The organism is Acidobacteriota bacterium (genome assembly GCA_030949985.1).
Classification (GTDB): Bacteria; Acidobacteriota; Polarisedimenticolia; order J045; family J045; genus JALTMS01.
This window is the reverse complement of record JAUZRX010000015.1, coordinates 104,958-128,614: the sequence shown is the minus strand read 5'-3', so window position 1 is coordinate 128,614 and position 23,657 is coordinate 104,958. Positions and strand designations below refer to the sequence as shown.

At 69.3% G+C, this 23,657-nt stretch carries 20 protein-coding genes, 1 tRNA gene and 1 other RNA gene; 7 read left to right on the top strand and 15 right to left on the bottom strand.

What is annotated here, in order from left to right:
- Positions 1 to 112 precede the first annotated feature (112 nt).
- Positions 113 to 709, bottom strand: a complete 597-nt coding sequence (locus Q9Q40_03225) for a hypothetical protein (GenBank protein ID MDQ7006221.1) — start codon at positions 707 to 709, stop codon at positions 113 to 115.
- A 4-nt stretch (positions 710 to 713) separates the two neighbouring features.
- Entirely contained in the window at positions 714 to 1,082 is a 369-nt protein-coding gene (locus Q9Q40_03220; GenBank protein MDQ7006220.1) for a helix-hairpin-helix domain-containing protein, read from the bottom strand.
- 266 nt (positions 1,083 to 1,348) lie between these two features.
- Between Q9Q40_03220 and Q9Q40_03215 the strand changes: the two genes are divergently transcribed.
- Positions 1,349 to 1,681 (top strand): hypothetical protein, encoded by a 333-nt coding sequence (locus tag Q9Q40_03215; protein ID MDQ7006219.1) that lies wholly within the window; start codon positions 1,349 to 1,351, stop codon positions 1,679 to 1,681.
- 25 nt (positions 1,682 to 1,706) lie between these two features.
- Here Q9Q40_03215 and Q9Q40_03210 read toward each other — a convergent pair whose 3' ends face one another.
- From Q9Q40_03210 to rnpB, 9 genes are all read right to left on the bottom strand, one after another.
- On the bottom strand, positions 1,707 to 3,116 hold the full coding sequence (locus tag Q9Q40_03210; protein MDQ7006218.1) for a hypothetical protein: 1,410 nt from the start codon (positions 3,114 to 3,116) through the stop codon (positions 1,707 to 1,709).
- Positions 3,117 to 3,123: 7 nt separating this feature from the next.
- A complete protein-coding gene (gene rseP / locus Q9Q40_03205) occupies positions 3,124 to 4,473 on the bottom strand; it encodes an RIP metalloprotease RseP (GenBank protein ID MDQ7006217.1) in 1,350 nt (449 codons plus the stop codon).
- Positions 4,473 to 5,639: a 1-deoxy-D-xylulose-5-phosphate reductoisomerase gene (locus Q9Q40_03200; GenBank protein MDQ7006216.1), complete on the bottom strand. Its 1,167-nt coding sequence runs from the start codon at positions 5,637 to 5,639 to the stop codon at positions 4,473 to 4,475. Before Q9Q40_03200 ends, rseP begins: the two co-directional genes overlap by 1 nt.
- 137 nt (positions 5,640 to 5,776) lie before the next feature.
- Positions 5,777 to 6,583 (bottom strand): phosphatidate cytidylyltransferase, encoded by an 807-nt coding sequence (locus Q9Q40_03195; protein MDQ7006215.1) that lies wholly within the window; start codon positions 6,581 to 6,583, stop codon positions 5,777 to 5,779.
- The gene (locus Q9Q40_03190; protein MDQ7006214.1) at positions 6,580 to 7,413 is read right to left on the bottom strand and encodes an isoprenyl transferase; all 834 of its coding nucleotides are present in this window, start codon (positions 7,411 to 7,413) and stop codon (positions 6,580 to 6,582) included. Before Q9Q40_03190 ends, Q9Q40_03195 begins: the two co-directional genes overlap by 4 nt.
- A 90-nt stretch (positions 7,414 to 7,503) precedes the next feature.
- The gene (gene truA, locus Q9Q40_03185) at positions 7,504 to 8,307 is read right to left on the bottom strand and encodes a tRNA pseudouridine(38-40) synthase TruA (protein MDQ7006213.1); all 804 of its coding nucleotides are present in this window, start codon (positions 8,305 to 8,307) and stop codon (positions 7,504 to 7,506) included.
- Positions 8,304 to 9,233 carry an LD-carboxypeptidase gene (locus tag Q9Q40_03180; GenBank protein ID MDQ7006212.1) on the bottom strand — a complete coding sequence of 310 codons (930 nt, stop codon included), beginning with the start codon at positions 9,231 to 9,233 and terminating at the stop codon, positions 8,304 to 8,306. Before Q9Q40_03180 ends, truA begins: the two co-directional genes overlap by 4 nt.
- Positions 9,230 to 10,474: an amidohydrolase gene (locus Q9Q40_03175; protein ID MDQ7006211.1), complete on the bottom strand. Its 1,245-nt coding sequence runs from the start codon at positions 10,472 to 10,474 to the stop codon at positions 9,230 to 9,232. The genes Q9Q40_03180 and Q9Q40_03175 overlap by 4 nt, the downstream gene beginning before the upstream one ends.
- A 59-nt stretch (positions 10,475 to 10,533) precedes the next feature.
- An RNA gene (gene rnpB, locus Q9Q40_03170) (RNase P RNA component class A) lies at positions 10,534 to 10,907 on the bottom strand.
- A 104-nt stretch (positions 10,908 to 11,011) separates the two neighbouring features.
- Between rnpB and dnaB the strand changes: the two genes are divergently transcribed.
- Positions 11,012 to 12,418, top strand: a complete 1,407-nt coding sequence (gene dnaB, locus Q9Q40_03165; protein ID MDQ7006210.1) for a replicative DNA helicase — start codon at positions 11,012 to 11,014, stop codon at positions 12,416 to 12,418.
- A gap of 712 nt (positions 12,419 to 13,130) precedes the next feature.
- Here the strand turns inward: dnaB and ispG are convergent.
- From ispG to carA, 3 genes are read right to left on the bottom strand one after another with little or no spacing between them, the layout of a single operon-like run.
- Positions 13,131 to 15,149 (bottom strand): (E)-4-hydroxy-3-methylbut-2-enyl-diphosphate synthase, encoded by a 2,019-nt coding sequence (gene ispG / locus Q9Q40_03160; GenBank protein ID MDQ7006209.1) that lies wholly within the window; start codon positions 15,147 to 15,149, stop codon positions 13,131 to 13,133.
- 22 nt (positions 15,150 to 15,171) lie between these two features.
- The gene (locus Q9Q40_03155) at positions 15,172 to 16,320 is read right to left on the bottom strand and encodes a hypothetical protein (protein ID MDQ7006208.1); all 1,149 of its coding nucleotides are present in this window, start codon (positions 16,318 to 16,320) and stop codon (positions 15,172 to 15,174) included.
- Positions 16,321 to 16,352: 32 nt separating this feature from the next.
- Complete coding sequence (carA, locus tag Q9Q40_03150) at positions 16,353 to 17,501, bottom strand: glutamine-hydrolyzing carbamoyl-phosphate synthase small subunit (protein MDQ7006207.1); 1,149 nt, start codon at positions 17,499 to 17,501, stop codon at positions 16,353 to 16,355.
- A 387-nt stretch (positions 17,502 to 17,888) separates the two neighbouring features.
- Between carA and Q9Q40_03145 the strand changes: the two genes are divergently transcribed.
- From Q9Q40_03145 to Q9Q40_03125, 5 genes are all read left to right on the top strand, one after another.
- A tRNA-Val gene (locus Q9Q40_03145) sits at positions 17,889 to 17,963 on the top strand.
- Positions 17,964 to 18,051: 88 nt separating this feature from the next.
- Positions 18,052 to 20,010 (top strand): threonine--tRNA ligase, encoded by a 1,959-nt coding sequence (gene thrS, locus Q9Q40_03140; GenBank protein MDQ7006206.1) that lies wholly within the window; start codon positions 18,052 to 18,054, stop codon positions 20,008 to 20,010.
- A gap of 9 nt (positions 20,011 to 20,019) precedes the next feature.
- On the top strand, positions 20,020 to 20,229 hold the full coding sequence (gene rpmI, locus Q9Q40_03135) for a 50S ribosomal protein L35 (GenBank protein ID MDQ7006205.1): 210 nt from the start codon (positions 20,020 to 20,022) through the stop codon (positions 20,227 to 20,229).
- Positions 20,230 to 20,330: 101 nt separating this feature from the next.
- Positions 20,331 to 20,687: a 50S ribosomal protein L20 gene (rplT, locus tag Q9Q40_03130; GenBank protein ID MDQ7006204.1), complete on the top strand. Its 357-nt coding sequence runs from the start codon at positions 20,331 to 20,333 to the stop codon at positions 20,685 to 20,687.
- Between the two features lie 34 nt (positions 20,688 to 20,721).
- On the top strand, positions 20,722 to 21,870 hold the full coding sequence (locus Q9Q40_03125; GenBank protein MDQ7006203.1) for a THUMP domain-containing protein: 1,149 nt from the start codon (positions 20,722 to 20,724) through the stop codon (positions 21,868 to 21,870).
- Here Q9Q40_03125 and Q9Q40_03120 read toward each other — a convergent pair.
- Positions 21,825 to 23,630, bottom strand: a complete 1,806-nt coding sequence (locus Q9Q40_03120) for a sigma 54-interacting transcriptional regulator (protein ID MDQ7006202.1) — start codon at positions 23,628 to 23,630, stop codon at positions 21,825 to 21,827. The genes Q9Q40_03125 and Q9Q40_03120 overlap by 46 nt on opposite strands.
- Positions 23,631 to 23,657 lie beyond the last annotated feature (27 nt).

Genomic DNA, 23,657 nt, shown 5'->3' with positions numbered 1-23,657 from the left:
GACCGTGAAGGATGAGAGGGCTCCCCCCCCGCCATGGAAGAACCACGAGCGGGGAAGGTGGGTGATCCTAGCACCAGCCGGCGAGGCCCAGCAATGTCGGCCGGCCTTCTTTTCAGCGTCGCCTCCAGCGGGCGGCCTTGCGGTCGAAGCACCAGACGCTGAGCCGGGCCGTGGGGCCGCTGAGACGAAGCGCGCAGAGCCCGCTGCGGCCGTCGGTGAGGAAGAAGGATCCCGGCGTGGCCCGCCCCAGGGCGGTGAAAGAGGCCATGCGGGAAGCCCCGAAGCGCACGCTGGGATCGTCGGGCCCCAGGACCCTCGACGAGGGAGGCAGGTCGGGCACCCCCGCCCAGCCCGGGCGACCGACCCGCACCCCGGGGTGATCCCGGCCGACACGGAAGGGCGGCCCCGCGGGATCGACGCCATCGGCGATCTCGCGGCGCCTGAGACCGTTGCCGTTGCCGTCGGTGGCCCAGCGCAGGGGCTCGTCCGCGTCGACGGGAAAGATCAGCCCACGGGTCCTGCCGTCGCTTCGGGCCGCCACCGCCTCCGCCCGTATCCGCGCCCCCAGGGCACGGGCCGCCGCCTCCACCGAACGTCCTCGCGCCAGAGGCATCAGCCGCGCCCCGGCGCCGAGCAGAAGGGCGGCGCCGGCCGCCGCGACGATCACGGCGACCAGCGTCTGCCCGCGGGAATCGCAAGCCGGGTTCACCGGCTCACTTCCTTCCCCCGGCCGAGGGCTTGTGGGCCGCCGGGCCGACCTGGATGTGCGGCTTGAGGCGGGCCAGCAGCTTGGGGCCGATCCCCTTCACCTCGAGCAGATCTTCGACCCGCCGAAACGCGCCGTGCTCCTTCCGGTAGGCGACGATGCGCCCGGCGAGGGCGGGCCCGATCCCCTTGAGGGACGTCAGCTCGTTCAGGCTGGCCCGGTTGATGTCGACCTGGGCCGCACTCGGGGCGGCGGCCTTCTCCGCCGGCGCGGGAGCCGCCGCCGAGAAGGTCGCGGAGGCGAGGAGGCAAGTGAGCAGCAGGAGCGAGAGCACGATCAGGCTTCGAACGGACTTGGTTCTATGGAACTCAGGCATGGTTTCTCCTTTCCGGACAGGCCCCCGTGGCCTGCCGCCCCTAACCCTCGCAAGACTCGTGCCGCGGAAAACTCCACGCTCGAACGCGGTTTTCGTCCGCCCGGCGTCCGCATGCGGACACCGGGTGCGGACACTTTCCGGACACCCGCCGGCAGGCGCGGGGGACGCCGTCCAAAGCGCGCTACAATGACCTTCACCGCAGAGCTGTCCCGGAGGACGGTCCCGGAGGACCGGCGGCGTCGCGGGCCATTCCAGGGAGAAGAGCCATGAAGCGGGAATTCACCTACACCAAGGAACGACTGCTCTTCATCCTGGAGGACCTGCTCTCCCGGGATATTCACGACGGCCCGCGCTACAAGACGCCCGAAAACGCCGAAGAGGGCTTCGAAAAGCGGGCCACGCTCGAATTCCTGCTCTGGTTCCTCACCGAGGCCTTCCCCGACGGCATGTCCTTTCACTGCTCCTTCGACGACCTCGAGGAAGACTACCCGGCCGCGCTGGCCCGGGTCATCGCGGAAGGCAAGGGGTGGGCCGCCCGACACGTCTGCGAAAAGGAACAGGCCGAGAACGTGGTCTTCGTCGACTTCCGCAAGACCTGAGCCGAAGCCCGCAACCGGGCCGGCGTCAACCGCCCCCGCCCTCCGGCCCCGCCCCCGACTCGATCCGCCGGCGAATCCACGCCAGGGCTCCATCGAGGTCGTCGAAGGCTTCATCCATCTGGGCCTGGTAGGCGGCCTCGACCCAGCGCCCGATCTCGGGCCCGGGCTCGAGACCCAGGGCGACCAGGTGGCGGCCCATCAGCAGCGGCCGTGGCGCCGCGCGGGTCACTTCGATGGCGCGGGCGACCTCGAGCATCTCCCGCGCCGAGGGCGGGCAGCCTCCCGGCAGGGGCGGGCGGGCGGAGTGATCGGCCTCGATCAGGCGCACGAGCGCCTCGATGCTCTCGCCCTCCTCGGCGAGGGCCCGGGACAGGCGTCGCACCGCCCGGCGGGATCCCTGGAAGCCAAGATGGTCCAGATGCCGACGGCAGAGAATGATCACGCGACGCCGCAGGCGCCGCGGCGCGTCGATCCGGCCGAGAAACGTCTCGAAAGTGGCCACCGCCTCGCCGTGACCGCGGCTGCGTACCCGCGTTCCGTCGATGGTCGTGGTTTCGGGCTTGCCCAGGTCGTGGACCAGCGCCGCGAGGACCAGCACCAGCCGTTCCTCGGCCCTCAGCGCCTCCCGCCGCGCCACGGCCACGGCCGCGTCGCAAGTCAGCAGGGTGTGGACCCAAACGTCCCCCTCGGGGTGCCACTGGGGATCCTGGGGACAGTCCACCAGGGCCTCGAGTTCCGGGTAGAGTTGGATCCACCCGCACAAGCGGAGGAATTCCAGCCCACGGGACGGCCGCTCGCTCCGCTCGGCCCACTTGGCCCACTCGACCCAGATCCGCTCGGCGGCCAGCGTCCCGGCCTCGTCGCGCATGGAGCGGCAGAGTTCCACCGTGGCCGGATCGACTTCCAAATCGAAGCGGGCCGCCAACTGAAACCCCCGCAACACCCGTAACGGGTCTTCCACGAAGGCCGGCCCCACGTGACGCAGGCGACCGGCGCGCAGGTCCTCCCGGCCGCCCCAGGGGTCGAGCCACACCCCGCGCAGCGGGTCGTAGCCCATGGCGTTGATGGTGAAATCCCGCCGCGAAGCCGCCTCGGCAAAACTCATCCGGGGATCGGGCGTCACCACGAAGCCCCGGTGGCCCCGGCCACGCCGCGAGTCCCTCCGGGGAAGGCTCAGATCCACCGTCCCCTCGTCGGCATCCCCCACCTTGAAGACACCGAAACTCCGTCCCACCGCGTTGACCTTGATCCCGGCGGCCAGCAGCTCCTGCTCGAGGGCAGCGGCCTCCATCCCGTAGATCTCCAGGTCCAGGTCTTTCGAATCCAGCCCCAGCAGGGCGTCACGCACCGCACCGCCGACCACGATCGCGCGCCCGCCCCTGGCGGCGACGATCTCCACGACGCGGCGGGCCAGGGGTGTCAGCCGTGGAGTCACGGCCGTCCTACTCGGCTGATTCGGGCGCCGAAACAGGGGCCTGCTGAGGACGGGTGACGAACGCCTTGCGCAGATCGAGGGCGATGACCGTCACGGCGAAGGTCAGCAGCACGACGAAGCCCAGCTGCAAGACCCGTTCCTTGACCTGCGGAGCGAGATCGCGCCGAATCGACGATTCCACCAGCAGGATCAGGATGTTGCCACCGTCGAGCACCGGAATCGGCAGCAGATTGAAGATGCCCAGGTTGATGCTGATGAAGGCCAGCAGTCCGAAGAGCGGGCGCCAGCCGTGCTGGGCCTGGTCCTGGGTGATACGCGCGATCTCGAGTGGCCCCGAGAGCACTCCCACTCCCACCTCCATCCGCACCAGGGAGGAGACCGTGCGCAGTAGCAGCCGGACGTTCTCACCGGCCCGCCCGAGAGCGCGCATCAGGGCCGCTCCGGGCGGATAGCGTACGATTCTGCCGGGATAGCCCAGGCTGACCCCGATCTGCCCGCGACCTTCTTCCACCCGCTCCGGGACGACGGGAATCTCCAGTCGCCGATCGCCGCGCACGATCTCGAAGAGCAGCTCCTGACCGGCCCGCTGCTGAATGTATTCGATCAGCGACTCCATGCTGGCCGGGGCATGACCGTCGATCCCGGCGATCCGGTCTCCCACCTCGAGTCCCCCGACCGCGGCGGGGGAACCCTCGAGCACGGCACGCACGATGATCGAGGTCGCCACACCGATGCCGTCGTAGCCCACGCCGTGGAGCGGGTCCATGGCGATGCGCACGGACCGACGCATCTGCCGGCCTTCCCGCTCGATCAGGTACTCCACCTCCTGCCCCGGACGGAAAAGCACTTCCTTGCCGTACTGCGCGTAGGACTCCAGGCGTGTGTCGCCGAGGGCGAGGATGCGGTCGCCGGGCTGAATTCCCGCCGCCGCCGCCGGTGAATCCGGCCGGACCTCCTCCACGACCGGCGGGCCCTGGGGGATATCGAGCTCCACGTCGCCGTAGACGAGGATGCCCCACCACAGGACGATGGCCAGCAACACGTTCATCGCGGGCCCGGCGAAGAACACCACCAGTCGCTGCCAGCGGGGCTTGGCCTGGAACAGCCCGGGATCGTCGGGCCTGGCTTCTTCATCGTACTCGCCGGCCATCTTCACGTAGCCGCCGAGGGGGATCGCCGCCACCCGGTAGTCCGTCCCGCCCCGCCTGAATCCGGCCAGTCGCGGACCGAACCCCAGGGAGAAGATCTCCACCCGAACACCGAAGAACTTCGCCGCCAGGAAGTGCCCGAACTCGTGGACGAACACCAGCGTTCCCAGCACCAGGATCAGATAGAACGCGCGTTCCAGCAGCAGCATCAGCCCGCCATCTCCTCAGCGATGATTCTCTGCGCCTCCTCGCGGGCGCGACGGTCGGCCTCGAGCACGTCTTCGAGTTCCCCCACGCTACCCGCCGACAGCGTCCCCAGCACGCCCTCGATGACATCCGGAATCTGGAGGAAGCCGATTCTTCCGTCAAGGAACGCCTCGACGGCCACTTCATTGGCCGCATTCAGGCGCGCCGGGGCATCTCCGCCCTCGGCCAGGACCCGGTAGGCCAGATCGAGGCAACGGAAGACCTTCACGTCGGGGGCTTCGAACGCCAGGGGCGGCAGGGCCAGCAGATCCAGTCGCTCTCCCGCCGACTCCCAGCGCTCGGGCCAGGTCAGGGCGTATTGAATGGGATGCTTCATGTCGGGACAACCCAACTGGGCCACGACGGAACCGTCGCGAAATTCCACCATCGAGTGAACGACGCTCTGGGGATGGACCACCACGTCGATGGCCTGGGGCGGCAGCGCGAACAGCCAGTGCGCCTCGATCACTTCCAGGCCCTTGTTCATCAAGGTCGCCGAATCGATGGTGATCTTCGGTCCCATCTTCCATGTCGGGTGATCGAGGGCCTCCCGCAGACTGACCGACTCGAGTTGCCCGCGCTCCTGCCCGCGAAAGGGCCCTCCCGAGGCCGTGAGCACGATCCGCCGCACCTCGCCGCGCTCGCCGGCCCGCAGGCACTGGTGAATCGCATTGTGCTCGCTGTCGACGGGCAGCAGCCGCGCCCCCGAATCCCTGGCCGCCCGTACCATCAGCTCACCGGCGATGACCAGGGCCTCCTTGTTGGCCAGTCCCACCACCAGGCCCGCCGAGACCGCCGCCAGGGTCGGCACCAGTCCCGCCGCGCCGACGATGCCCGCGATCACCACTTCGGCGCCCGTTCCCACCGTCACCTCGGCGGCGCCCTCGGGCCCGATGCGCATCTCCGGCGCCTGACCACCGAGCCGGGAGCGGAGCTCCCGCGCGGCTTCTTCCGTGGAGACGGCCACCGCCCGGGGGCGGTGTCGCCGGATCTGCTCGGCCAGGCGCTCCATGCGTCGCCCCGCCACCAGCGCCACCACCTCGAATCGGCCGGGATGAGCCTCCACCACCTCGAGAGTGTTTCGTCCGATGGACCCGGTCGAGCCCAAGATCGCGATGGGTCGCGGCACCACGTCATTCCTCGTCAGTTCGTCATTCCCTCGGCCTGCCGAAAAAGCCTCTTCCCCACCCTGGGCATCGGGTTCCCGCGGGTGCACGGGGCTTGCCATCCCGCCCCCCGCGTCGAAAAGACTTTATCAACGAACGCCTAGAGTACCAGCCGGTGATACCAGTAGAGGACCGGCGCCGCCAGCAACAGGCTGTCGACGCGATCGAGCAGACCGCCATGCCCCGGCAGCAGTGAACCCGAGTCCTTGACCGCCGCGGCCCGCTTGAGAAGCGACTCGCAGAGATCGCCCAGGATTCCCGTCACCGACAACAGCGCCCCCAATCCCAGCGCATGGGAAATCGGCAGGGCTTGAAAGAACCACAGCGGCGCCAGCAAGGACGCCAGCAGCGAACCGACCAGGGAACAGGCCGCCCCCTCCCAGGTTTTCGCCGGGGAGATCTTTGGCGCCAGCTTGTGCCGGCCCCAGGCCCGGCCACCGTAATAGGCCAGGGAATCCCCCACGTAGACCACCACCAGGGCGAAGATCAGCAGGTCCTCGCCGGTCTCCCGGCCCTCGGGCAGTTCGGCGGTCAACAGGCCACCCACGTGGCCCAGGGTCAGCCCCAGGTAGACCACCGTCAACAGGCTGCTCAGCAGCCGTTCCAGGGCGACGGCCGGCTCCCGCGGGGAGAAGAGGAAGCGCAAGAGCAGAACGAAGAGCAGGCCCGTCATGGTCGGCGCCAGGGGGGGGTCGGGCAGCAGGAAACAGGCGATCAGGGCCACGGTGCCGGCCCCGGCCAAAAACGGCCACGGGCGGCGTCCGCCGGCCCCCAGCATGGCGCCCATTTCCTGCGCGGCCACAATGCCCATGGCCGAAAGGCCGAGCCAGAAGATCCACAAGGGAGCCCAGCGGACACCCGCCAGGACCAGCACGATCAGGACGCCGGCGGTGAGAAGCCTCTTCACGAGCCGATCAACCGCCGGAGAGAGGCCAGGCTACCGCCCCGGGGAGGCGGCTCGACAGCCCCGAACCGCCGCTCACGGGACTGGAAATCGGCCACGGCTTCGAAGAGATCACTCTTGCGGAAGTCCGGCCAGAGCACGGGCGTGACCCACAACTCCGCGTAGGCCAGTTGCCAGAGCAGGTAGTTGCTGATGCGCAATTCGCCGGATGTGCGGATCATCAAGTCGGGATCCGGCAGGCCGGCGGTGTAGAGCGCGCCCTCGATCCGGGCTTCGTCGATCTCGTCGGGCCGGAGGCGGCCGGCCTCGATCTCCCGGGCGAGAGTCCGCACCGCGTCGACCATCTCGCTGCGACCGGAATAGGACAGGGCCACCTGGAAGACCAGCCCGGTGTTCTCTTCCGTCTCCCGCCGGGCCCGCTCGAGGGCCTCGCGCACCCTGGGCGGCAGGTCCTGCAGGCGGCCGATGGGCCGGAAGCGGATATTCTTTTCCCTGAGCGTCCTCAGTTCGCCCTCGATGTACTCCCGCAGCAGCCGCATGAGGGTGTTGACCTCGGCGGGAGGACGCTTCCAGTTCTCCCGGCTGAAGGCGTAGAGGGTCAGAACCTCGAGACCCAGGCGTGCGGAACTCTCGAGCACCTCTCGCACCGCGGCGATACCCGCCCGGTGTCCGGCCACCCGGGGCAACCCACGGCGCCGCGCCCAGCGCCCGTTGCCGTCCATGATCACCGCCACGTGTCGCGGCAAGCGGAGGAAGTCGATCCGTGCAAGGGCATCGGGGGCCGGCTTAGCCCCCGGCACACCGGGACCCCGCGGCTGCGCATCACCCTGCATCGGATCGGAATCTCCTTCCTGGACCCGCCCGCAGGCAATGTACCACCCGGCCCCCTGCCATTCCAACAGGCACGGCGGGCCCCTGCCCCCTCACCAGGGAGCCTGCTGCGGCGGAAAATCCACCTGCACGAGGCACAGCCCCCTGGCGGGAGCCGTATGGCCCACCAGGGCACGACTTCGGGCCCGGAGGATCTCCCCGCTCCTGTCCGCCTCGATGCGGCCGCGCCCCACCTCCACCAGGAACCCCGCCAGATTGCGCACCATGCGGTAGAGGAAACCGTCGGCCTGGGCCTCGATCTCGAGCACCCGGTCGGGACTCAGGCGCAGGTTCAGCCGGCGCAGATGCCGTGTGTTGTCCCGCTCGGGGCCTCCCGCCGTGGCGAAGGAAGTGAAATCATGGCGGCCCACCAGGGCGGCGGCGGCCCGCTCCATCGCCCCCGTATCCAGCGGCGCGCGCAGGTGCCAGGCCCAGTGTCGCTCAAAAGGGAGCATCAGGGGGCGGTTGACGATGCGGTAACGGTAGGTCTTGCCCACCGCCGAGCGACAGGGATGAAAGCCCTCGGGAGCCTCGGCGACGGCGAGGACACGGATGGCGGGGGGCAAGAGCTTGGCCAGGCCCGCGGCCAGGGCACGGATGGAGCGCGGCGAGGGGGGCCGGTAGGAGGCCACTTGCCCGAGAGCGTGAACGCCGGCGTCGGTGCGCGAAGAGCCCACCACGGGAATCCGCTCGGCGGTGCCGTGGATCACCCCCAGCGCCCGCTCGAGTTCCCCCTGGACGGTGGGTCGACCGGGCTGCAGCTGCCAGCCCTCGTAACCACTGCCATCGTAGGCCACTTGCAGGACGATCGGACGGGCTCCACTCCGGCTTCCGCTCCGATCCGGCTGCCCCGTCATCGGGCATCCGGCGGCGCGAGGCGGACCTCCCCCCTGTCCGCGTCGAGGCTGCAATCGAAGCCCAGGGGCCATGCCCGGGCCCGACGCCCGTGGCCGGCGGGAATGCCGGCGAGCACCGGAACCGACAGCGGCGCGAGCCGTGAGAGGAAGATGTCCCTCAGGACCCTCGAAGGGCGTCCTCCCGCCGGGCGGGCCGCGGTGAACTGCCCCAGCAGGACACCCCGCACGCCGCGCAACATGCCACTGGCCGACAACTGCCAGAGCAACCGGTCGATCCGGTAAGGCGCTTCCCCGACCTCTTCGAGCAGGACGATCCGGCCGCGCCAGTCGGGTTGCCAGCGGGTGCCCGCCAGGCTGGCGAGCACCGTCAGGTTGCCCCCGGCCAGCAGCCCCCGGGCGCGCCCTCCCACCAGGCGGCGGCGTGGACCGGGACGGATCCGGCGGACCCGAAGGGGGTCGAGCAGCATGGCGCGCAGGTCCCGGGCGACGAAGCGTTCCGGCGTCGCCAGGTCGGCCACCATGGGAGCGTGCCAGGAGCACAGACCGCGCTCGAGCAGGGCCGCCTGCAGGGACGTCAGGTCCGAGAAACCGATCAGCCAGCGGGAACGGCGCAGCCAGCGGCGCCACTCGATGCCGTCGAGCAGCGTGGCGCTGCCCCAGCCGCCCCGGGCGAACCAGACCGCGTCCACGGCCGGATCGGTCAGCGCCCAGTGCAGGTCTTCCAGTCGCTGCTGCCGGGTTCCCGCCAGGTCCCCCTTGCGGCGGAAGAGGTGCCTGCCGGCCAGGGGCCGATAGCCCCAGGCCGCCAGCCGCTCGAAGCCCGCCTCCACCCGCTGCCGGTCCACCGCCGAACCGGGTGCCACCACCGCCAGGCTGCTGCCGACGGGAAGGGGGCCGGGCACCCGCATCGTCCTCGCCCGGGTCATGGCTCGTCCTGCTCGGTGATCAGGGGAACGTCCTGCCGGGGGGGCCGGCCCCGCAACTGGTCGGCGTGCTCCCTGCGCGCCGTTGCGAGCAGCCCGGGCTCGGCGAGCAGGGCGAAGCCCACGCGCGCCAGGATCCGGGTCACCCGGGCCGCCGCCGCCAGGGCGCGGGGCCCGGCGGCCGCCCGCGTGAAGGCCTCGGTATGGGTCGGCACGGGCTCGTCGACGATGGAGAAGATCGGGTGCAGAACGGGAACCCGCTGCGAGACCGTGCCCGTGTCCAGCGAACCGATCAGGGTTTCCGAGCGCTCCACCACCTCGAGGCCTTCCTGCCGGGCCTGGGCGCGGTAGAGACGGGAGAGCAGCGGCGACGAAATCAGCTCGTCGTAGAGGTTGTCGATCGCGCGGAGGCGGCCCCGGGCTCCGGCGGAGGCCGCGATGCTCTCCACCAAGGCGCGGAAACGAGGCAGCAGCCGATCGACCAGGGCTTCGCGGCTGGGGGCCCGCAAGGAAAAACGGGCGCGAGCCAGCGCCGGCACCAGGTTGGGCCGGACGCCACCCTCGAGGATCACACCCGGTGCGAAGAAGTCTTCGCCCAGTTCTGCGAGCAGCGCGTCCCGGGCCCCGAGCAGGCGAACCATGCAGGCCAGGGCGTCGACGCCCCGTTCGGGGGCGGCCACGGCATGGGAAGCACGCCCTTCGAAGACGACTTCCATCGACCAGGAAGCCACCGTACGCACCTGGGCGCAGTTTTCGCTGCCCGGGTGAGCCAGCAGCGCCGCGTCCAGATCGTCCAGCGCACCACGCACGGCCAGCACCACCTTGCCCCCCACGGTTTCCTCGGCGGGAGCACCGATCACGACGACCCGCCCCCCCAGCCGATCGACGACCTGGCCGAGGGCCACGGCGGCGCCCAGGGAAACCGCCGCGATCAGGTTGTGCCCGCAGGCATGCCCCATCTCGGGGACGGCATCGTATTCCACGAGGAAGGCGACCGCGGGGGCTCCGCGTCCCCGCTCGGCCCGGAAGGCCGTGTCCATGCCCGCCAGGCCCGTGACCACCTGGAATCCTTCTTCCTCGAGTTCTCCGGCCAGGCGCGCGGCCGAGTGATACTCCCGGCAACCGAGTTCCGGGTCCCGATGAATCTCGGCGGCCAGCCGGCGCAGGCTCTCGCCGCGACGCTCGAGTTGCTCGAGCACCTCCGAGAGCAGCGCGTCGCAAGATGTCGATCGGCTGGGATCCATGTGGTCGACTCTACCCCCGATCCTCTCGAATCCTTCTGCAGGCACCGGTGGAAAAGGGCCGGGCGGAGCACCTCGTAAGCCGGATTCTGTTCCCCACGGGGGGGGAGGATCATTCATCTGGGCCGGAGGTCACCCTCCGCCTCGAGCGGCCTACCCGGGGACGACGCGGGCCACGCCATGGTCCCCCTATTTGGCCTTGCTCCACGCGGGGTTTACCAAGCTACCCCGGTCGCCCGGGGCACTGGTGGGCTCTTACCCCACCGTTTCACCCTTGCCCGCACCGACTCCGGGGAGCCGGCCGCTGGCGGTCTGCTCTCTGCTGCACTTTCCGTCGGGTCGCCCCGCCTGGGCGTTACCCAGCGCGCTGCCCTGTGGAGTCCGGACTTTCCTCGACACGCTCTAAAAACGCGCCGCGATCCTCTCCGGCACTCCGCCCGGCAAGGGTTTATTCTACCCGCACCCCGGCCCGACGCGCCGTCCATGGTAAATTGCCGTCCCGTTTTCTTGCCTGATCCCTGCCTGAGGTTTGCCTCCACCGTGAGCACCCAACCCCGCCACCGGCCGCCAGCCACCCCACCCCCCCCCGACGAGCAGATCTCCCAGCCCTGGGACGAACAGGCCGAACGGGCCGTGCTCGGCGCCATTCTCCTCGATCCCAGCGCCCTCGACGCCGCGGCGGAAAAGCTCCGGCCGGACGATTTTCACCGGCCGGCCCATCGGGCCATTTTCGCGGCGATGATCTCCCTCGGCTCGGCCCTGCCGGCGACGGGCATCGACCTGGTCACCCTGCGCAGGGAACTCGAGCGGCTGAACCTGCTCGAACAGGCCGGCGGCGCCGCCTACATCTCCTCGCTGGTCGATTCCCTGCCCCTGACGACCAACGTCTCGAGCTACGCGGACATCGTCCTCGACCGCTCCCTGCTGCGGCAACTGCTGGCCGTGACGGAGAACCTGCGGGCCGAGGCCGCCAAGGGCGTACTCTCCGGCGCCGAGATGATCGACGAGGCCGAGAGCCGCTTGTTCCAGCTCTCCGACGTGGGCCGGCGGGGCGGCTTCCAGCCGCTGCCCCAGGTGGCCCAGCGGGGGCTCGAAACCCTCGAAGAGCTTTCCGAAAGACGAGAGATGGTCACCGGGGTCTCCACGGGCTTCAAGAAGCTCGACTGGATGACCTCCGGCTTCCAGCCGGGAGACCTGATCATCGTCGCCGCCCGCCCCTCGATGGGCAAGACCGCGCTGGCCCTGAACATCGCCCAGTACGCGGCGACCCGGGAAGAACTGGCGGTCGGCGTCTTTTCCCTGGAAATGTCCGCCGAGCAGCTTTTCTTCCGCCTGCTCTCCGCCGAAGGCATGGTGCCCTCCCAGAAAGTCCGCACCGGTCGGCTCAGCGCCGAGGAGTGGGAGCGCTTGACCCAGGGCTACGAGCGACTGGCCCATTGCCGGATGTTCATCGACGATACCCCCGGGCTGACCCCGATGGAGATCCGCGCCAAGGCCCGCCGGTTGAAGAAACAGGAAGACCTGGGCCTGCTGGTGATCGACTACCTGCAGCTGATGCGTCTCGGCGGCCGGGTGGAAAGCCGGCAGCAGGAGATCTCAGAGATCAGCCGTTCGCTCAAGGGCATCGCCAAGGAGTTGAAAATTCCCGTCGTCGCCCTCAGCCAGCTCTCCCGGGCGCCGGATCAGCGTCAGAACGATCACCGCCCCCAACTCTCCGACCTCCGCGAGTCGGGCGCCATCGAGCAGGACGCCGACGTGGTGATGTTCATCTACCGCCCGGAAGTCTACGAAAAGGATCCCGAGAAGGTCATCGAAAAAGGCCTCGAAGGACAGGCCGAATTGATCGTGGCCAAACAGCGGAACGGGCCCACGGGCACCGTCCCGCTCTACTTCGTCAAGGACTACACCCTGTTCCAGAATCGCGAGGAGGAGTGGTCGTCGAACTGACGCGCTCCCCCGGCCCGTGACTTGATATCCGGCCCCAAAAGAGTAGGGACCCCGGTGGGTGGCCGAGGTCCCAGGTGCGGAGGTCCCGAGAGGAGAGGTTGACGGAGCCGACTCCGGCTTTCCTTTCTGTCCCGTCCCAGCGCGGGGCCGGAGTGGCTTGGCGCCATCCTCTATTCCAAGACCCGTGCCAGCCTCCCGGGAAAAAGTCAAAGCGTTTTATTTCAATGACTTGAGCGATATCTCCGAGCTCTCCCCGAATCCGGCGACACCCCGGCGGCCGGTCGGCCTGGCCGATGGCACGGACGAAGTGGCCGAATCCCGGCAGGCTCCGGGTCCACCCGCGGGAGCCTTCCCGGGGACCGGGCTCGAGCGAACGGAGAGTGGGCGGAAGACAAAAAGGGTGGACCCCGGTGGGGGGCCGGGGTCCTGGAGGGGTGCGGAGGTCCTGAGAGGAGAGGAGTGCTTTCCGGCCGCCCTGCCGCTACTTTCGAACGGCTCCCGCATACCGGGGGGCGGGCGACCTGTCCAAGCAGCCCCTCCTTTTTCAACCTCCGTGCCAGGACCTGGAAATCAAGCGCAAGAACCGTGGGAACAGCTACTTACATGAAAACCACGGGATCGGCGACGAGCGCTGCGGCAGGGGCCACCGGGAACTTTCGACCGAAGCTCGGACACTGCGTCCGACCGCTTTCGGCCACAACTGCCGACCCGCTCAGGCTGGGTCCTGCCAGTCCCCCCGACTGCGGATCAACGCCACCAGGCGGGCGGGCGCCTCGGCGGCGGGAATGTCCTTTTCCACCATCTCGCGGCCCACGAACAGGGCCACCTTGCCCTCGCCCCAGCCCACGTAGCCGTAGTCCGCGTCGGCCATCTCGCCCGGACCGTTGACCACGCAACCCATCACGGCGATTTTCAGCTTGAGGTGGCCGGTCAGTTCCCGCACCCGGGCGGTGGTCGCCTCCAGGTCGAAGAGGGTGCGGCCGCAAGAGGGGCAGGCGATGAATTCGGCCCGCTCGAGCCGGCGACGGCAAGCCTGGAGGATGCGGTGGGCGATATCCACCAGGGCGGCGGCCCGATGCCCCGGACCCCACTCCAGCCGCAGGCTGTCGCCCTGGCCATCGAGCAGCAGGGGAGCCAGCCGGCCCGCCGGACCCAGCCGCAGATCTTCGTCCGCCTCCACCCTGTCCGTCAGCACCAGGGGCAGGCGGGCGCCGGCCCGGTCCAGGGCCGCAGCCAGCAGGCGATGGGCCGGCAGGCGGTCTTCCGCCCGCGCCGCCACCACTCCGGCCGCAAGCACCGGTACGCGCCCCGCCCATTCCCCGGCCAGGGCCCCGAGCCGCTCGGCGGCCCGGGCGTCGAACGCCCCTTCGACCCGTGCCAGCGCCAACAGGGGCACGCGGGGCAGTTCGGCGGCGAGCCTTTCGAGCAGCGGGGGAAGATCGACGGCCGGCAATCCCGCCACCACCGCCACCCGCCCCACCGTCGAGGCGACCCGCCCGCGCAGGGCCGGGTCGGCCAGCATCGATTCCGCGACTCCCGTCTCCAGCGTGACACCCCAGGTCCAGCGAGCCTCCGCGCCGGCGGGAATCACGTCGAGGGCCGTGACGAGGTCGTCGACGGACTCCGCCCGCAGGTCCACCACTTCGACGCCGGGCTCGAGACTCTCGAGGACGTCCAGCTGACCGGCCGCGCTCGTCGCCGGCAACGTCAGTTCCACCGCCGGCACGTTCGCCCCGCCGATCGCCAGCGCGGGCCCCAGGGCCAGTTCGGCCGTCTCCCGGCGTGAGGGGTCGAGACCGTCGCGGCACTCTTCGATGTCGACGGCGACCTCGTCGACCTCTCCGGCGACGGGACGGCCGAAGCGGGCGACCAGTTCGCGCGCCACGGGGATTTCTTCGAGGGGGTCTTCGGTCAGACTGACCCGCACCGTGTCCCCCAGGCCCTCGCCGAGCAGGGTCGCGATACCGGCGGTGGACTTGATGCGGCCGTCGTCGCCGCCCCCGGCCTCGGTGACGCCCAGGTGCAGCGGGTAGAGTTCGCCGCGCTGGAGCAGGCGTCGGGCCAGCAGGCGATAGGCCCGCACCATGACCTGGGGAATCGAGGCCTTCATCGAGATCACCAGGTCCCGCAGGCCTTCCTCCTCGGCGAAGGTGATGAACTCCAGGGCCGATTCCACCATGCCCTCGGGACTGTCTCCGAAGCGCTGGACCAGCCGGTCGGAGAGCGACCCGTGATTGACGCCGATGCGCAAGGCCACGCCCAGTTCGCGGGCCCGGCGGGCCAGGGGCGCGAAGAGGGAGCGGGCCCGCTCCACGTCCCGTTCCCAACGGCTCTCGTCGTAAACCTCCCCCTTCAGGCTCCGACGATCGGCGAAATTCCCGGGGTTGATCCGCACCTTCTCCACATGCTCGATCACGTCGAGAGACAGGCGCGGTGTGAAGTGGATATCGGCGACCAGCGGCACCGCCACTCCCTCGGCGCGCATCCGCCGGCGGATTTCCGGCAACGCCCGCGCATCGGATCCGGAGGGCACGGTCACCCGAACGATCTCGCAACCGGCCCGCGCCAGGGCGCAGACCTGGGCCGCCGTCGCCGCCGCGTCGGACGTGGGGGTGGTCGTCATGGACTGGACCGCGATCGGGTGGCCGCCGCCGATCGTCAGATCGCCGATAGCCACCTCCCGGGCCGGACAACGCGCCGGAAACAGGCGCAGCGCGGCATCGCTCCCCACCCGGGAACCTCGCGCCGCGGAATCAGAAGCCGTAGACATCGGCCCCGCGGTTGAGCATCTGCACCTGGCGATCCCACTGGTACTTGAGAATCAACATGATGCGGAAAGTCACGTCGGAAATGCGCCGGGTCGGGCTCTTCCAGTCCCGCTCGAGGCGCAGCCAGGAACCGTAGAGGGGCTTGCCGCCGAAATACTTCGCCGACAGGTCCCAACGGCCGTCCTTCTCCTGCTGGGCCAACAGCCAGTCCATGTACCCCATCAGCCGCGGATAGCGGTTGATCAGCCCCAGCCGGGCGAACTGCTCGAGGAGATAGAGCAATTCGTCCAGATATCCCTTCTCGAGGTAGGTCTCGAGGGGATGCAGTTCGATGCCCCATCCCCGGGGCGTCGGCCCGCGTACCGTGCGAATGGCCCCGATGTCGGGGGTCAGTTCCTGGTAGTCGACGCTGAGCACGTAGTCGAAGATCTTCTTCAGGCGGCTTCGCAGAACCGCCGAATCGAGGATGCCCGGGTAGTGGGCGAAAACCCGCAGCATGTAGAGGTCGGGAATGAAGCAGTAGCCGTCCCGCATCGCCTCCCGCCGGATTTGCGGCAGACCCACGCCGACGTGTTCGACGGGATGACGGGAAACCGGGTCCGAGACGAACGCCGTCACCCGGTCGAGCAGGTCCGCCACCGCGTCGGAGATTTTCTTCTCCTTGTGCCATCCCCCCCGCAGAAGCAGGCCCAGGGCGCAGATCCTCAGGAACCAGCGCAAGTGGCGCTCACGCACCGGATCCTGCTTGACCTGGGCGTTGAATTCGTAGAGGTTGAGATCTCTCTTCTGGGTCAGAAAGCTCTTGAGCAGCTTGGCCGCCTTGCGAATCTCCTTGAATTCCCGGTCCCAGCCCAACTCGTACAGGCCCCAGAGGATCTTCTCGGTACTCCGCTCGGCCTTTTTGGGATCGCCACCGTGGATCATCCCGCCCCACGAGCCGTCCTGGCGCTGGTAACGCAGTTCCTGCTTGCCGGCCTTCCAGCTCAGCACTTCTTTCTGCAGCTCACCGACATTCGGATCCGCCGTCGTGAGAGAATGCAACTCGGTCAGGAGCCGATAACGAATCGGCGCCGAAGCGTTGAGCACCAGCCACTCGCTGGGGTCCGCCCGCATCGGTGACTTCCAGTCCGCCATCCCAATCCTCCGAACCGACGCCAGACGCCGGCCTAGGCCGTGCGACGCCGGGAAAGCTCTCCCAGCGGCCGCCTGTGCTCGACCAGGTCCACGAAATCTTCGAAGAGGTCCCACGCGTCATGGGGCCCGGGAGCCGCTTCCGGATGGAACTGCACCGTCATCAGCGGCAGCTCCCTGTGGGCCACCCCTTCCACCGTTCCGTCATAGAGCGAGCGATGAGTGATTTCCAACTCGGCCGGCAGGGTTTCCGGGTCCACCGCGTAGCCGTGATTCTGCGAAGTGATGGCCACCCGCCCGCTGCGCTCGTCCCGAACGGGGTGGTTGGTTCCCCGATGACCGAACTTCAGCTTGAAAGTGCGGGCTCCCAGGGCCCGACAGGCCAGCTGATGGCCCAGGCAGATGCCGAAGACCGGGACCGCGCCGATCAACCGCCCGATGGTCGCCACCAGGTCGTCGCAGACCGCCGGGTCGCCCGGACCATTGGAGAGAAACACCCCCTCCGGCTCCGCGGCGAGGATCTCGCCGGCGGTGGCCTGGGCCGGAAAGACCAGGACATCGAAACCGCGGTCCACGAGCAGGCGCAGGATGTTGCGCTTGATGCCGCAGTCCAGCACGGCGATGCGGCGCCCCCGACCACGGGGCTCGGCGCCGCGCCCGGAGAGCACACCCCGCCCTTCCGTCCAGCGGTGCACTTTCGCGCAGGTGACCTGACCCACCAGGTCCTGCTCCTCCAGCCGCGGGGCGGCGCGCGCGGCGGTCAGCGCCTGTTCGACGGAAGTCCCGTTCGACGCCAGGCAACCCCGCAGCACACCGGCACTGCGCAGGTGGCGGGTCAGCGCCCGGGTATCGAGTTCCTCGATTCCCACGATCTGGTGGGTCCGAAGAAAATGATCGAGATCCACCAGGCTCCGCCAGGACGAGGAATAGCGTGAACCGTCCCGAACGACCAGTCCGGCGGCCTGAGGACGCGACGACTCGGGATCGGCGTCGTTGATCCCCGTGTTGCCCACGTGGGGAACGGTGAGGGTGACAATCTGGCCGCGATAGGAAGGGTCGGTGATGATCTCCTGGTAGCCGGTCATTCCCGTGTTGAAAACGACCTCACCCGTGGTCAATCCCACCATGCCCAGACTTCGCCCCCGGAAGACCCGTCCGTCTTCCAGGGCAAGGATCGCTTCCATAGGGAGGCTCCTCTCGGGCGCGAGCCCCGAGTGGCAGAGACCCCAGCCCGCCCGGCGGCCGTCCCGCCGAGAGGCTGAAAGTCTGGACCCAACACCGTCCGGCGGCGCACACCACACCCGCGCTGCGCCCCACTCGGCAGCCGGGATTCTAGCGGAAGGTCTCGAAGCCCCGCAACTCCCTCCGTAAATTCCCCTTACTTTCGCTCCCCGCCGGCCCCGCCGGCCCCGATCCCAAGCCAGCGCCCCCTTCCGGGGACAGGCCCGAAACCCCTGCGTTTCCGGGTTTACGCCTTTGTTGACAGCCCCCGGGCCCGCTGCTAGGATTCGCCGTCCTCGGCTCCCCAGCGCGGCAGCCGGGGACGTTACCAGAGAGGACGCCAGAAAGGCAGGCGCGTAGCTCAGCGGGAGAGCGCCACGTTGACATCGTGGAGGTCGGCGGTTCGAAACCGCCCGCGCCTACCACCCCGGCAACCGGTGGACACCCCCCGACGGGCGGGGTGTCGCGTCCGGCCGGGGTCTTTGTGTTGCCCGAGGCGAGGAGGAGGTGATCATGAACCACCCAGAGAGTGCCGCGGAGGAGTTGGAGATCACCCTCCCCGACGGCACCGTGGTCACCGCTCCCGCAGGCTCGTCACCCTTCGACGTCGCCCGGCTCGCCGGGCTCGACGGCCTCGACCGCGCCATCGCGGCCCGGGCCGACGGCGTACCGGTGGACTTGCACGCTCCGCTGCGCGCTCCGGTCCACCTCTCGCTGATCTTCCCCGAAGATCCCGACGCCCTGGAGATCTACCGGCACTCCACCGCCCACATCATGGCCCAGGCGGTCAAGGAACTGTGGCCCGAAGTCAAGATCGCCCAGGGGCCCGCCATCGAAGACGGCTTCTACTACGACTTCCACCGCAGCGAGCCCTTCACCGACGAGGACCTGCCGCGCATCGAAGCGCGGATGAAAAAGATCATCAAGCGCAACTTTCGTATCGTCCGCCACGAGGTGCCCAAGGAAGAGGCCATCGAGGTCTTCACCGCTGAAGACGAGCCCTACAAGCTCCATTTCGTGCGGACCAAGGCCGGAGAGACGGCCTCCTACTACGAGCAGGGCGGCTTCCGCGACTTCTGCCTCGGCCCCCATTTGCCGAGCACCAGGAAGGCCGGCGCCTTCAAGCTGCTCTCGGTCGCCGGAGCCTACTGGCTGGGCAGTGAAGAAAACGAAATGCTGTGGCGGATCTACGGCACGGCCTTCCCCACCGCCGAGCAGCTCGAGGCGCACCTGCACCGGCTCGAGGAGGCCAAACGCCGCGATCACCGCCGCCTGGGCAAAGAACTCGACCTGTTCTCGGTGCAAGAGGTCGCCGGCGGCGGCCTGGCCTTCTGGCATCCCAAGGGTGCCGTGGTACGCGAACAGATCGAGGGCTTTCTCCGCCAGCAGCTCCAGCGCCACGACTACGTCTTCGTCGTCACCCCCCACATCGCCAAGGACACCCTCTTCCGCACCTCGGGGCACTACGACTACTACAAAGAGAACATGTACACGCTCCGGACGGCGGACGACGAAGAGTTCGTCATCAAGCCGATGAACTGCCCGGGGCACACGATGATCTACGCCACGGGGCTCAAGTCCTATCGCGACCTGCCGGTGCGCATGGCGGAATTCGGCACCGTCTACCGTTACGAGCGTTCCGGCACCCTGCACGGCCTGTTCCGTGTCCGCGGTTTCACCCAGGACGACGCTCACATCTTCTGCCGGCCGGACCAACTGCTGCACGAAATCGACGACTGCCTCGAGTTGGTGGAAACCATCTTCCGCACCTACGGTTTCGAGCAGGTGCACTACGAGCTCTCGGTTCGAGATCCGCAGAACCCGGGCAAATACATCGGTACCAACGAGGAATGGGAGGCCGCTGAGGCCGCCCTGGTCGAGGCCCTCGCGCAGCGCGGCCTCGATCACAAGCGTTTCGAAGGCGAAGCCGTGTTCTATGGCCCCAAGATCGACGTCAAGGTGGTCGATGCCATCGGCCGGCCCTGGCAGTTGTCGACGATCCAGTTCGACTTCAACCTGCCCCGCCGTTTCGGCATCACCTACGTCGACCAGGACGGGCAGCACAAGCCGCCCTACATGGTGCACCGCGCGATCTACGGCTCCCTCGAGCGCTTTTTCGGCATCCTGATCGAGCACTTCGCCGGAGCCTTCCCGCCCTGGCTCGCCCCGGTGCAGGCTCGCGTGCTGCCGGTGTCGGAAAAGGTCATCGACTACGCCGAGTCCGTGCTCGACACCCTGGCCCGGGCCGGGTTGCGGGCCGAACTCGACCGGCGCTCGGACAAGATCGGGGCGAAGATCCGGGATGCCGAAATGCAGAAGATTCCCTACATGCTCATCGTCGGCCCGAAAGAGGCCGAGGCGGCCTCCGTCTCCCTGCGCATCCATCACAAGGGCGACGAAGGGGCCATGCCACTCGAGTCGTTCATCCAGCGCGCCCGGCGGGTGGTCGGTGAGCGCAGCCTGGAAGCCTGAGGAGAGAACATGCCCAAGCTCAAGACCCACCGGGGTGCGGCCAAGCGTTTCAAAGCCACGGCGAGCGGACGATTCAAGCGCTCGAAGGCCTACAAGAGCCACATCCTGACCAAGAAGGACCCCAAGCGTAAGCGCCACCTGGACATGGAGACCATGGTCTCCGATGCGGACCAGGAGGCGGTCAGCCACATGCTTCCCTACGGTCGGCGCTACAGGTAGGTAGCGGCACGACCCCCTGACCCGCGGCCGGGACCCTCGATTGCCCGTCCGGCCCGGGAACGACAGGCGGCCACTTCGCCGCCCGTCGAAGGAGATGAAAGATGCCGAGAGTCAAACGGGGCAAGAACCGTCGCCAGCGGCGCAAGAAGATCCTCGATCGCGCCAAGGGCTATTACCTGAGCAAGAGCAACTGCTACCGGATCGCCCGCGAACAGGTGGATCGTTCCCTCGATTTCGCCTATCGCGACCGGCGGCAGAAGAAGCGCCAGTTCCGCCGTCTCTGGATCACCCGCATCGGCGCCGCAGCCCGGATCCATGGGCTCAGCTACAGCAGGATGATCGACGGCCTGAACAAGGCGGGTGTGGCGATCGACCGCAAGATCCTCGCGGAACTGGCCGTCTCCCAGCCCGAGGCCTTCGCCTCCCTCGCGGAGCGGGCGCGCACAGCCCTCGGCTGATCGCCCCCCCTCCCCCTTCCCCCCCCCGGCGGTGATGCAGCTCCGCCTCTGCGCTGCCGGCGGCCTCGAGCAGGCCGTGGCTCGCGAGGTCGAGCGGGAGGGTTTGGTGTGCACCCGGGTCGGTCGGGGCTTCGTGCGGCTCGAGGTGGACACCGCGACAGCAGCCCGACTCACCCTGTCCCTGCGCACGGTTTCGCGAGTGATCTGGGAGGTGGGGACGCAACTGGCCACGACCCGGGATGGGTTGACGGCCGCCGTCGCCGCCCTGCCCTGGGAGAGCCTCCTGCCCCGGCAACGGAGTTGGCGGGTCCGGGCCGGCGGACGCAGCCAGGCCCTGACCCATACCGGTTTCGCCGCCCAGGTGGTCGCCGACGGCATCCGTGACCGTTTCGTCCGTCGGCGCCTCGAGCCTCCCCCGGTCGATCTCGAGCGCCCGGACATCCTGGTCGACCTGCACCTCGGCTCCGGGGGCGCCGAAGTCGGCCTGGACCTGGCGGCCCGCTCCCTCCATGCCCGGGGCACCGGCCGGCGCGCCCCCGCTCCCCTGCGGGAGGATGTGGCGGCGGGCCTGGCCCACCTGGCCGGCATCGGAGCCGATCGCCCGATCATCGACCCCTTTTGCGGGTCGGGAACCCTGCTCGCCGAGACCTTGGCGGTGGCCCTGGGGATGCCCGCGGGACGCCGACCCCGCGAGTTGGCCCTCTCACGCCTGCCGCGTTTCTCTAGCCTCGACCTGGAAGCCCTCGTTCCCGCGGGTCCGCAGACCCCGGCCGGCACACTGGGCTGGGGCTTCGACGCCGAGGCCGGGGTGATCGCCCAGGCGCGACGCATCCTGACCCACTACGGCCTCGACGAGGTGGCACGGATCCGGGCGTGCGCGGTGGATCGCCTCGATGTCCGGGCCCTGCCGACCGGCCCGGGCTGGATCGTCACCAACCCTCCTTGGGGACGGCGCCTGGGCGGCGACCCCTCGACGCTCTGGCGCGCGCTGGGCACCCTCGCCAGGCGGCTTCCGGGCTGGCGGCTGGCGGTGCTCAGTGGCGACCCCGCCCTCACCCGCCATCTCGGACTTCGAGCCGATCGCCGCTTTCCCGTGCGCATCGGCGGGGTGGATACCCGCTGGCTGCTCTACAGCATTCATCCCGGCCCTTCCCGCAAGCCGAGTTCCGCGAGCTTGCGGTAGAGCGAGGAGCGGGAGAGACCGGCCCGACGGGCCGCCTCGGCGTGATTGCCGCCGCAACTCTCCAGCAGGCTCGTGAAATAGAGTCGCTCGAAACGTTCCCGGGCGCCGCGGTAGGTTCCGCCGAGTCCGAGGAAGATCTCTCCCTTGCCCTCGTCCGCCGCGCCGCGGACCTCGGCGGGCAGCAGGTCCTCGTGAAGAATCGGCCCGTCGGCCAGGGCCAGGGCGCGGAAGACCACGTGGCGCAGTTCACGTACGTTTCCCGGCCAGTCGTAGTTCAACAGTTGCCGGGCCGCGCGCACGTCGATGCCCTCGAAGGAGCCACCCCGGACTCCCGCGGCCTGACTGGCGAAGCGCCGTGCCAGCGGAAGAATCTCCTCCGGCCGCTCCCGCAGGGGCGGTACCTCCACCACCGCCCCCGCCAGGCGGTAGAGCAGGTCCCGGCGAAAAGTCCCCTCCCTTACCCGCTGCTCGAGGTCCTGGTGGCTGGCCGCGACCAGGCGCACGTGGACGGATACCGGAGACGGGGCGCCGAGGGGCGTGATCTCCAGGCTTTCGAGAGCCCTCAGGAGCTTGGGCTGCAGGGCCGGCGGCAGGTCCGCCACTTCGTCGAGGAAGAGGGTGCCGCCGGAAGCCAGTTGGAAGCGTCCCCGACGCGCACTGACGCCGGTGGCCACCCCTTGCTCGATGCCGAAGAGTTCGGCCTCCAGCAGGTCGGCCGGCAACGCCGCGCAGTTGATGGCGACGAAAGGTCCCCCGGGCCGGGGGGAATGGCGATGCAGGCGCCTGGCCAGCAGCTCCTTGCCCGTACCGGATTCGCCGTGGAGCATCACGGGCAGGTCCGTGGCCGCAAGGCGATCCACGTCCCGCAAGACGCGCAGGGTCAACTCGGAGAGCGCGAGGAAGGGCTCGTCGGCGTCGGGAGCCGCGTGCCCCCCGCCGCGGGCCGAGCCGGCGCTCCGGGCCTCGGCCGGCTCACCCGCGGCCGCGTCGGGGGCCAGCAGGTGAAGCACGAGACGCGCCACGGGCAGCCACACCGGGCCGTCGGGCGCCGGATCGATCACCAGCCGCCAGTCACCACCACGCGGCCCGCCGGCGAGCACCAGCGCCTCGCCCACCCGTTTCGACCCGCCGGGACCGAGCGCTTCGGACAGGGCGCGCTCGCCGAGCGCCTCGCCCACCCCGGCACCCCACTCTCCGCGCAGAGCCCACGCTCCACCCGCCTCCCCACGACGGAAGAGGAGCACCGTCTTCCCACCCACCTGTTCGGCCAACCATCGCAACAGGGACCGGCAGCGGTCCTCGGGATCCTCTCCCGAAAGAAGGCGGTCGAGTTGCCCGAGCATGGCTTCGAGACTCCCGCTCTCCCCGCGGGCGGGCAGACCGGCGGGAAGGGCATCCACATCGATGGGCGGGCCTCCCCGCCGCGTCAGAAGGGAGCTGCGGAACACTTCACCGCGCTCCCCCACACCCAGGCTCAGCCCTTCCCGCAAGGCGAGCAGCACGGTGCCGGCGGCGAACCATTCGTCGGTCCCCAGCTCCGCCCGGGCCACGCGCTCACCACCGACCCACAGTCCATTGGCGCTGCCCAGGTCCTCGATGCTCAACCGCCCCGCTGCCAGCCGCAGACGCAGGTGCCGTGGAGACACCGAGCCCTCGTCGACGGGAAGATCGCACTCGTCGCCGCGACCCAGCAGGCTTTCGCCCTCACTCAACGGCCAGCGGACCACCTGGCCACTGATGCGCGCCTCGAGATAGAACACTCGCCCCCCTCCACGGCCGGGTGGTGA